General features: G+C 72.2%; 8 protein-coding genes. 2 read left to right on the forward strand and 6 right to left on the reverse strand.

Going from position 1 to position 7,978, the window contains the following annotated elements:
- Positions 1–43: 43 nt before the first annotated feature.
- The gene (locus GRC12_RS39130) at positions 44–2,383 is read right to left on the reverse strand and encodes an ATP-binding protein (protein ID WP_208785189.1); all 2,340 of its coding nucleotides are present in this window, start codon (positions 2,381–2,383) and stop codon (positions 44–46) included.
- 237 nt (positions 2,384–2,620) lie between these two features.
- Positions 2,621–3,250 (reverse strand): hypothetical protein, encoded by a 630-nt coding sequence (locus GRC12_RS39135; protein WP_208785190.1) that lies wholly within the window; start codon positions 3,248–3,250, stop codon positions 2,621–2,623.
- A 169-nt stretch (positions 3,251–3,419) separates the two neighbouring features.
- Here GRC12_RS39135 and GRC12_RS39140 point away from each other — a divergent pair, with 169 nt between their 5' ends.
- Positions 3,420–4,004 (forward strand): TetR/AcrR family transcriptional regulator, encoded by a 585-nt coding sequence (locus GRC12_RS39140; protein ID WP_208785191.1) that lies wholly within the window; start codon positions 3,420–3,422, stop codon positions 4,002–4,004.
- A 103-nt stretch (positions 4,005–4,107) separates the two neighbouring features.
- On the opposite strand, the gene GRC12_RS39145 is transcribed toward GRC12_RS39140, so the two are convergent.
- Positions 4,108–4,506, reverse strand: a complete 399-nt coding sequence (locus GRC12_RS39145) for a hypothetical protein (protein WP_208785192.1) — start codon at positions 4,504–4,506, stop codon at positions 4,108–4,110.
- Between the two features lie 104 nt (positions 4,507–4,610).
- On the opposite strand from GRC12_RS39145, the gene GRC12_RS39150 reads away from it, so the two are divergent.
- Positions 4,611–5,330, forward strand: a complete 720-nt coding sequence (locus GRC12_RS39150) for a TetR/AcrR family transcriptional regulator (RefSeq protein ID WP_208785193.1) — start codon at positions 4,611–4,613, stop codon at positions 5,328–5,330.
- A gap of 211 nt (positions 5,331–5,541) precedes the next feature.
- Here GRC12_RS39150 and GRC12_RS39155 read toward each other — a convergent pair whose 3' ends face one another.
- The 3 genes from GRC12_RS39155 to GRC12_RS39165 form a co-directional block, all read right to left on the reverse strand.
- Positions 5,542–6,060, reverse strand: a complete 519-nt coding sequence (locus GRC12_RS39155; RefSeq protein WP_208785194.1) for a hypothetical protein — start codon at positions 6,058–6,060, stop codon at positions 5,542–5,544.
- A gap of 64 nt (positions 6,061–6,124) precedes the next feature.
- On the reverse strand, positions 6,125–7,603 hold the full coding sequence (locus GRC12_RS39160; RefSeq protein WP_208785196.1) for a GntP family permease: 1,479 nt from the start codon (positions 7,601–7,603) through the stop codon (positions 6,125–6,127).
- Between the two features lie 111 nt (positions 7,604–7,714).
- On the reverse strand, positions 7,715–7,978 hold a 264-nt coding region (locus tag GRC12_RS39165), incomplete at its 5' end, for a RidA family protein (RefSeq protein WP_208785198.1).

Consider the following 7,978-nt stretch of genomic DNA (forward strand, 5'->3'; position numbering starts at 1 on the left):
GGGGGTCTCCGTGGGGGGGTCTCCGTGGGGCGTGTGGATCGGTTCACCGCTGGGCGGTCACCCAGGCGGCGATCTGGCTGCGGTTGCTGAAGCCGAGTTTGCTGAGGATGCGTTCCACATGGCCTTCGGCGGTCCGGCGGGCGATGACGAGGCGGTCGGCGATCTGCTGGTTGGCCAGGCCCTGGGCGACGAGTTGGGCGACCTCGCTCTCCCGGCGGGTGAGACGGACGCCGTCGAACCGCTCGGCCGGGGGCGTCGACTCGGGCCGCTGCGACGGGAGTTCACCGGTCGGCTCCCCCACCGCGTAGCCGACGGTGGCCGTGAGCCCGAGGGCCGCGCCGGCCGCGTACGACCGCTCGTACGCGGCCGGACCGAGGGCCTCCCGGGCGCGGGACTCGCTCTCCAGTCGGGTGGCGCCGAGGGCCTGGGAACCCCAGCGGAAGCGGTCGACGTCGGCCCAGACGCGGTCGGCGCCGCCGAGCAGGACCGCCGCGCGCTCGGCGGACCCGCGGCGGGCGGCGGTCTGGGCGAGCAGGTCGAGGGTGAGGCCGATGCCGATGATGTCGCGGACGGCGAGCTTGCGGCGCAGGGCGTCCCGGGCGTGCCGCTCGGCCTGCTCCCACTCGCCCTTCACGGTGTGCGCGAGGGCGAGCATCCGCAGCACGTACGACAGCACCCACTCCTCGCCGTGCTCCTCGCACAGCCGGCGGGTCTCCACGCACACCTCGATGGCCTGGTCCGCCTCGCCCAGGAAGCCGAACGCACAGGCGAGTTCGACCCGGTCCAGGCCGACCAGGGCCAGGTGCTGGCCGGGAACGCGGCCGCGGGCGACGGTGGCGCGGTAGTGCTCCAGGGCGCCGGGCACGTCGTTGTTGAACAGGCGCAGGACGCCGATGACGTACTCGGCGTGGGCGGCCTCGGCCTCGTCGCCGAGGGAGCGGGCCAGGTCCCGGGCCTCCTCGGCGCGTGCCAGCCCAGAGGTCAGGTCCTCCTGGGAGCCGGCGAGCAGGCCCACGATCCACAGGGCGCGGGCCCGTTCGCGGGTCGGCTGGGGGCAGGCGGTCAGGGCCCGGTCGAGCCAGTAGCGGCCCTCGCGGGGCGCGCCGCAGGCGTGCCAGTAGAACCACAGGGTGCCCGCGAGGCGCAGTCCGGCGCGGGCCTCGCCGGGTTCGGTGAGGCTGAAGTCGAGGGCGGCGCGCAGGTTGTCCTGGTCGGCGCGGAGCCGGGCGACGATGTCCCGCTGCCCCGGCCCGAACCAGGCACTCTCGCAGCGTGCGGCCCGCCGCTGCACCCACTCCCGCTGCCGGCGCCGGGCGGCGACCTCCTCGCCCGTCCCCTGCCGTAACTTCTCCAGGCCGTAGTGGCGCAGGGTGTCCAGCAGGCGGTAGCGCACCCCGTCGGGGCCCTCCTCCCGGCCCAGCACGGACTTGTCGACGAGACCGGCGACGGCTTCCAGCACCTCGTACGCGCGCACCCGTTCACCGTCCGCGCACACCGCCTCGGCGGTCTCCGCGTCGAAGCCGCCGGCCAGCACGGACGCCCGCGCCCACACCAACTGCTCCTGCTCGGTGCACAGTTCGTGGCTCCAGTCGACGGCGGCCCGCAGGGTCTGGTGGCGGGGCAGGGCCGCGGTGGAGCCGGCGGTGAGGAGGCGGTAGCGGTCGTCGAGGCGCTCCAGGAGCTGCTCCACACCGAGGACGCGCATGCGGACGGCGGCCAGTTCGATGGCGAGCGGGAGGCCGTCCAGGCGGTGGCAGAGCCGGGCGACGGCGGCACGGTTGGCGGCGGTCAGCCGGAAGCCGGGGACGACGGCGGCGGCCCGGTCGGCGAACAGGGCGAGGGCGGGGTAGCCGTCGGCCGAGGTGAGGTCACCGTCCGGGTCGGGGACCGGCAACGGCCGTACCTCCAGCAGGTGTTCCTCGGTCAGACCGAGGCGGTGGCGGCTGGTGGCGAGGACGCGGACGCCGGTGGTGCCGTGCAGCAGGGCGGCGGACAGGTCCGCGCAGGCCTGGAGGAGGTGTTCGCAGTTGTCGAGGACGAGCAGCAGACGCCGGTCGCGCACCTGCTCGACGAGGGCGTCCAGCGGGGGCTGGCTGGAGTGGTCGTGCAGGCCGAGGGCGTCGGCGGCGGCGACCGGGACGAGCGCCGGGTCGTCCAGCCCGGCCAGCTGCACGAAGCGGACGCCGTCGGGGAAGGTGCGCTCGACGCGGGCCGCGATGCGTGCGGCCAGGCGCGTCTTGCCGACGCCGCCCGGTCCGGTCAGCGTGACCAGGCGAGCCCTGGCGAGCAGCTCGCGGCCCTCGGTCTGTTCGCCGCGCCGGTCGACGAAGCTGGTGGTCTCGACCGGCAGATGACGGTCCCGTCGCGGCGCTGATCCGCCCATGATCAGCCTCCCCTGGCAACGGAACCTCACTTTCCTCTTGCTTCGGCATATATGCACGTCTCGGTCACACCCGCGAGTGCACTTTGCCGGAGGTCCGTGCGGGGAGAACGGGCGCGCGTACACTGCGCGCGCCCCGCCGTCGCGCCGGCGCGGGGCGGTCCGGGCGGGGCCATGAGCCCTGCGCCCGGACCGCCCCGGCGGGATGCCGTACGGCACCTTCCGAGGATCGGTGTCCCGTCACCCGGCGGGCGTCTCCTCCGGCGCCGCCTCGCCTTCCCGGCGTCCGCCGGTGACCCGGTGGAACTTCTGCGCGACCTCGGCCCTCTTCTGCTCGCGCCTGGCCTTCGCCTCCTCCTTGCGGACCTGCTCGGCGGCCTCCTCCATCGCCTTCAGCTCGGCACGTACGTCGTCGACCGGGCGGCGCTCGAGGACGGCGTCGTAGCGCATGGCCAGCACGTCCAGCACCTGGGTGTCGCTCTCCTTGACCTCGGCCAGGATCGCCGTGCCGCCGGGAGCGACGTGGGGGGTGAAGGCGACGGCGGCCTCGGTGGCCTCACCCGCCCGCTTGAAGTCGTAGCCTCCGCCGATCATCGCGCCGACGCCCCAGCCCATCAGCACGCCCAGCGGTCCGCCCAGGATGCCGACGACCGAGCCGACCAGTCCACCGACGGCGGTGTTGCGTCCGGCAGCGGTCTCCAGTCCCTCGGGAACGCGGACGGTGCCGTCGTCGAGGCGCTCGATCAGGACGGCCCCGCGGACGTCGGCGGCGGGTGAGGAAAGGTGCTTGAGGTCGCTGAGGGCCTGGTAGGCGGTGGCCCGGTCGGCGAAGCGAAGGGCGACGGCGTTCTCGTTCGCGGTCGTGGTCATGAGATACCTCCGTGGATTGCGGTCTGCTTTCCTCGTTCTGTGAGACAGTATGTATCAGAGATGGTTTGTGAGTCAAGTTGTCTCACACCGTGGGGCTCTCGCACTGCGGCCGACAGTTAAGGTTTGCGAGGCAGACCGTCTCACAAGCTGCCCAGAAAGAGGTGTTCCGATGCCCCGGACCAACGACGACCCCCGCGCCCTGCGCAGCCGCGCCGCCGCCCTGGTCGCCGCCACCGAACTCCTCGTCGAGGGCGGCCCCGAGAACGTCACCCACGCCGGCGTCGCCAAACGGGCCGGCATCGGCCGCGCCACCGTCTACCGGCACTGGCCCGACCAACAGACCCTTCTCATCGACGCGCTCGCCTACGACGTCCAGCCCCTGCTCTCCTTCGACGACAGCCCCGTACGCGACCAGTTGGTGCATCAGATGGTGGAGATGACCCACCGGCTGAATCAGCCGAGCGCGGTGTCGGTGCTCGCCACGGTCATCCAGCGGGCCGAGCGGGACGACGAGGCGCGGCGCATCCGCGAGGAGATCTTCGGGAAGGCCGACGAGGACTTCACCCGCACACTGGCCGCCGCCGTCGAGCGCGGCGAACTGCGCGAAGGCGCCGAGGAACACAGCACGGATCTCATCGCCCGTATCGTCGGCCCGCTGCTCTTCTACCGCTTCCTGCACGGAGTACGTCTCGACAAGGACCTGGTGGTCAGCCTGGTCGACGGCGCGCTCGCACCGTGGCAGCCGCACGCCTGACACCGCGTCACCGGCAGAAAGCAGTGAGGGCGGGCCCATGTCGGGCCCGCCCTCACCTTGCGGGGCAGGGGGGATCCACCCCGCGTCCATGGAGCGCCGGCGGCTACGCGGCGCTCATCCGGCTCAGTACCGCGACGCCCGGCGAGGGCGTCCCCGGCGCCCCGGCGCGCTTCCCCTCGCGCCAGCCCGTCGCCACCCGTGCCCCGAGCACCGGGACGTCGCCGGCGTCCCCTTCCAGCGCGTACAGCCCGGCGCGTACTCCGTCGACCGGGCGGCGCTCGATGGCGGCTCCGTACCACAGCGCCAGCATGTCCAAGGTGTCGGTGCCGGACTCCCCGACCGCGGCGAGGACGACCGCCGCGCCGCCCTCGGGGCGCTCGACCAGTACGGCGCCGTGGATCTCGGTGCCGACGGCATTGAGGTGCCTCAGCGCACCCAGCGCCTGATAGGCGGCGACGCGGTTGGTGAAGCGAAGCGTGATGACGTTCTCGTTCATGGGCATGAGCCGTCTCCTCGGGCCATTCCGGCGAGCTGTGAGACAGTATGTATCGAAGAACAAGTGTGAGTCAAACAGTCTCAGAAAATGGGGGAGGAAGAGGTGCCCGGATGCCCCGGACCAACGAGGACCCCCGCGCCCTGCGCAGCCGCGCCGCCGCCCTGGCCGCCGCCACCGAACTCCTCGTCGAGGGCGGCCCCGAGAACGTCACCCACGCCGGCGTCGCCAAACGGGCCGGCATCGGCCGCGCCACCGTCTACCGGCACTGGCCCGACCAGCAGACCCTCCTCATCGACGCGCTCGCCCACAGCGTCCGACCGCTGCTCACCTTCGACAACAGCCCCGTACAGGACCAGTTGACGGCCCGGATCCAGCAGCAGGCCGACTGGTTCGACCAGCCGGCCTCCGCGTCCATCATCGCCGCCGTCGTCGAACGGGCCGAGCGCGACGAGAACGCGCGGCGCATCCGCGAGGACATGTTCGGCCGCGTCGGCCGGCACTTCACGGACGCGCTCGACGCCGCCGCCCGACGCGGCGAACTGCGCCCCGGTGTCCAGGCGCACGCCGGGCAGTTGATGGCCCGCATCGCCGGCTCGCTGTTCTTCCGACGCTCGATGCTCGGCGAACGGCTCGGCCACGACGTCGTGGCGGGCGAGGTCGACAGCGCGCTCGCCCCGTGGCTGCCCGACGCACGTCAGCCCGGCGCGAGGGACGCAAGCGACCACGACGGGCCGAGCCCCGCCGGTCGACCGGCCACCACGTCTGCTCCCACCCAGAACTCCGCGGGCCCGGGGGAGAAGCACCGCCCGCGAACCGCCAACGGCCCGTGAACATCCCGAGCCACCCGGGCGTCGAAGGCACCCTCAAGGACGGCCTCGTACACCAAAGGACGGCCTCGTACACCACAGGACACTCGGGTCGCCGTCCTCGTGGGGGTGGTCCGGGGCCACAGGCCCCGCCGGGCGCGGGCCCCACCACGCCCGGCGGCGGAGTCACTCGAAGCCGGCCGCGCGCTCAACCGGGCGGCGCGCGGCCGATCTTCTAGGTGTCCGACGCGTCCTCGTCGAAGTAGGCGTCGAGCACCGCGTCCAACTGCTCGTCCCACTCCTGGAAGCGGGACCGGGCCGGCGCCTCGATCTCGATCGGGTACCAACGGCGGTCCGGGGTGTGGACGGTGACGGTGTACCGCTTGCCGAAGTGGGGGGTCTCCGTCTCGACGGCGCCGATCTCGTCCCAGCGGAACTCGCACTTCTCCTCGTCGAGGCTGAGACGGATGCCCCGGCGGTCGGCGACGATTCTGGCCCGCCGGTCGGCGGCCTCGAACACGGGCCCGTCCTCGGCCTCCTCCTCACCGGAGTCGGCGTCGGTCTCGTCGGTCCCGGCCCCGGCCACCGGGGTCTCCGCCTCCTCCGCCTCGACGTCCCCACCCTCGGACGTGGCGTCCTCCGGCTCCTCGGCCACGGGTGAGGTCAGCCCGGGGATGAACGCCGGGTCGAACCCGGCGCCCTTCACGGGCTCTGCCTTCAGGGGCTGACTGCTCGAACCTATGCGCTGCTCCACAGCGGGCAGTATGGTCGACGATCCTGTGTCGGACACAGCCAGCCCCGACTTCGTTATCAGACGCCTACACGAACCAGCTCAGCACCAGCGCCACCACGAACCCCGCCACCGACAGGACCGACTCCAGGACCGTCCAGGTCCTGAGGGTGTCGCGTTCGGTGATGCCGAAGTACTTGGCGACCATCCAGAAGCCTCCGTCGTTCACGTGGGATGCGAAGATGGAGCCGGCCGAGATGGCCATGATGACCAGGGCGACGAAGGCCTGGGAGTGGTGGCCCTCCGCGAGGAGGGGGGCGACGATGCCGGCCGTGGTGACGATGGCGACCGTCGCCGAGCCCTGGGCGACGCGCAGGACGAGGGAGATCAGGTAGGAGAGGACCAGGACCGGCAGGCCCACGTCGTGGAAGGTGTCGGAGAGCGCCTGGGCGACCCCGCTGGCCTTGAGGACCGCGCCGAAGACCCCGCCCGCGCCGACGACCAGCAGGATGTTGCCGACCGGCTTGAGGGAGGCGGTGGAGACGGTCTCGAGGGACTTGCGGGACCAGCCCCGCCGTATGCCCAGCAGGTAGTAGGCGAGGAGCAGGGCGATCGTCAGCGCCACGAAGGGGTGGCCGAAGAACTCGATCACCGAGCGGCCGGTGGAGGGGTCCAGCGCGATGGAGGAGAAGGTCGCGGCCAGGATCAGGATCAGCGGGGTGCCGATGATGCCCAGGACGGTGCCCAGCGGCACGGGCCTCTCCTGCGGCTCGACGCCCGACGCGCGCTGCTCGTCGATCACCGCCTGCCGGGCCTCCGCCGCCGCCTCCACCATGTCCTGCGGTACGGCCACGAAGACGCGGTTGCCGATCCACGCCGAGTAGGCCCACGCGGCGAGCACCGCCGGGATGCCGCAGACGACGCCCATCAGGATGACCCAGCCGAGGTCGACGTGCAGGAGGCCGGCGGCCGCCACCGGACCCGGGTGCGGGGGCAGGAACGCGTGGGTCATGGACAGGCCCGCGAGCAGCGGGAGGCAGTACAGCAGGATCGACCTGCCGCCCCGCTTCGCCGCCGCGTACACGATCGGCGCGAGGACGAAGATGCCGACGTCGAAGAAGACCGGGATACCGAAGATCAGGCCCGTGAGGCCCATGGCGAGGGGGGCTCGTTTCTCGCCGAACAGCCCGAGCAGCCGTGACGCCAACACCTCCGCGCCGCCGCTGACTTCGAGGATCGCGCCGAGCATCGTGCCCAGGCCGATGATGATGGCGACATGGCCGAGGATGCCGCCCATGCCGGACTCGATGGTGGACACGGCGTCCGACCGCTGGACCGTGCCGAAGAGTTCGGTGACGGAGAGCCCGGCGAGCAGGCCGACGGCTATGGAGACGGCGAGCAGGGCGACGAAGGGCTGCAGTCTGACCTTGATGATCAGGAAGAGGAGGAGCGCGATACCGAGGGCGGCGACCGTGAGGAGGCCGGGGGTTCCGTCGATCAGGAGGAGCAGGCCACCGGTGTGGGGTGGGGCCTCGGTGGGGTTGGTCGCGGCGAGCGGGAGGGACATGGGGGTCCTCTGGGTCAGTGCATCGGGCTTTCGGGCAGGGGGGATCGCGGCACGGCACCCAGGAAGTCCTGAGTGCCGTGCCGTGTACTGCGTGCGGGAGTTGAGGTGCCGTCAGCTCAGGACGGCGAGCGCGTCGATCTCGATGAGAAGACCCGCGGGCAGGCCGACGTAGACCGTGGTGCGCGCGGCGGGCGGGGCGGTGAGCGCCTGCTCCTCGAAGTAGGTGTTGTAGATGTCGTTCATCTCGGCGAAGTGGTCCACGTCCGTCAGATAGACGCGGATCATCATGACGTCGTCCCAGCTCGCGCCGCCCTCCTCGAGGATCGCCTTGACGTTGGCGAGGGTCTGGAGGGTCTGTTCGCGCAGGGTGGGGCC

The sequence above is a fragment of the Streptomyces griseorubiginosus genome, assembly GCF_017614965.1.
GTDB classification, from domain to species: Bacteria; Actinomycetota; Actinomycetes; order Streptomycetales; family Streptomycetaceae; genus Streptomyces; species Streptomyces griseorubiginosus_B.

Excerpts from the sequence above, each read along its gene's own strand:
- GRC12_RS39130 (WP_208785189.1), bottom strand. The coding sequence starts at position 2,383 with ATGGGCGGATCAGCGCCGCGACGGGACCGTCATCTGCCGGTCGAGACC.
- GRC12_RS39145 (WP_208785192.1), bottom strand. The coding sequence starts at position 4,506 with ATGCCCATGAACGAGAACGTCATCACGCTTCGCTTCACCAACCGCGTC.
- GRC12_RS39135 (WP_208785190.1), bottom strand. The coding sequence starts at position 3,250 with ATGACCACGACCGCGAACGAGAACGCCGTCGCCCTTCGCTTCGCCGAC.
- GRC12_RS39140 (WP_208785191.1), top strand. The coding sequence starts at position 3,420 with ATGCCCCGGACCAACGACGACCCCCGCGCCCTGCGCAGCCGCGCCGCC.
- GRC12_RS39150 (WP_208785193.1), top strand. The coding sequence starts at position 4,611 with ATGCCCCGGACCAACGAGGACCCCCGCGCCCTGCGCAGCCGCGCCGCC.
- GRC12_RS39160 (WP_208785196.1), bottom strand. The coding sequence starts at position 7,603 with ATGTCCCTCCCGCTCGCCGCGACCAACCCCACCGAGGCCCCACCCCAC.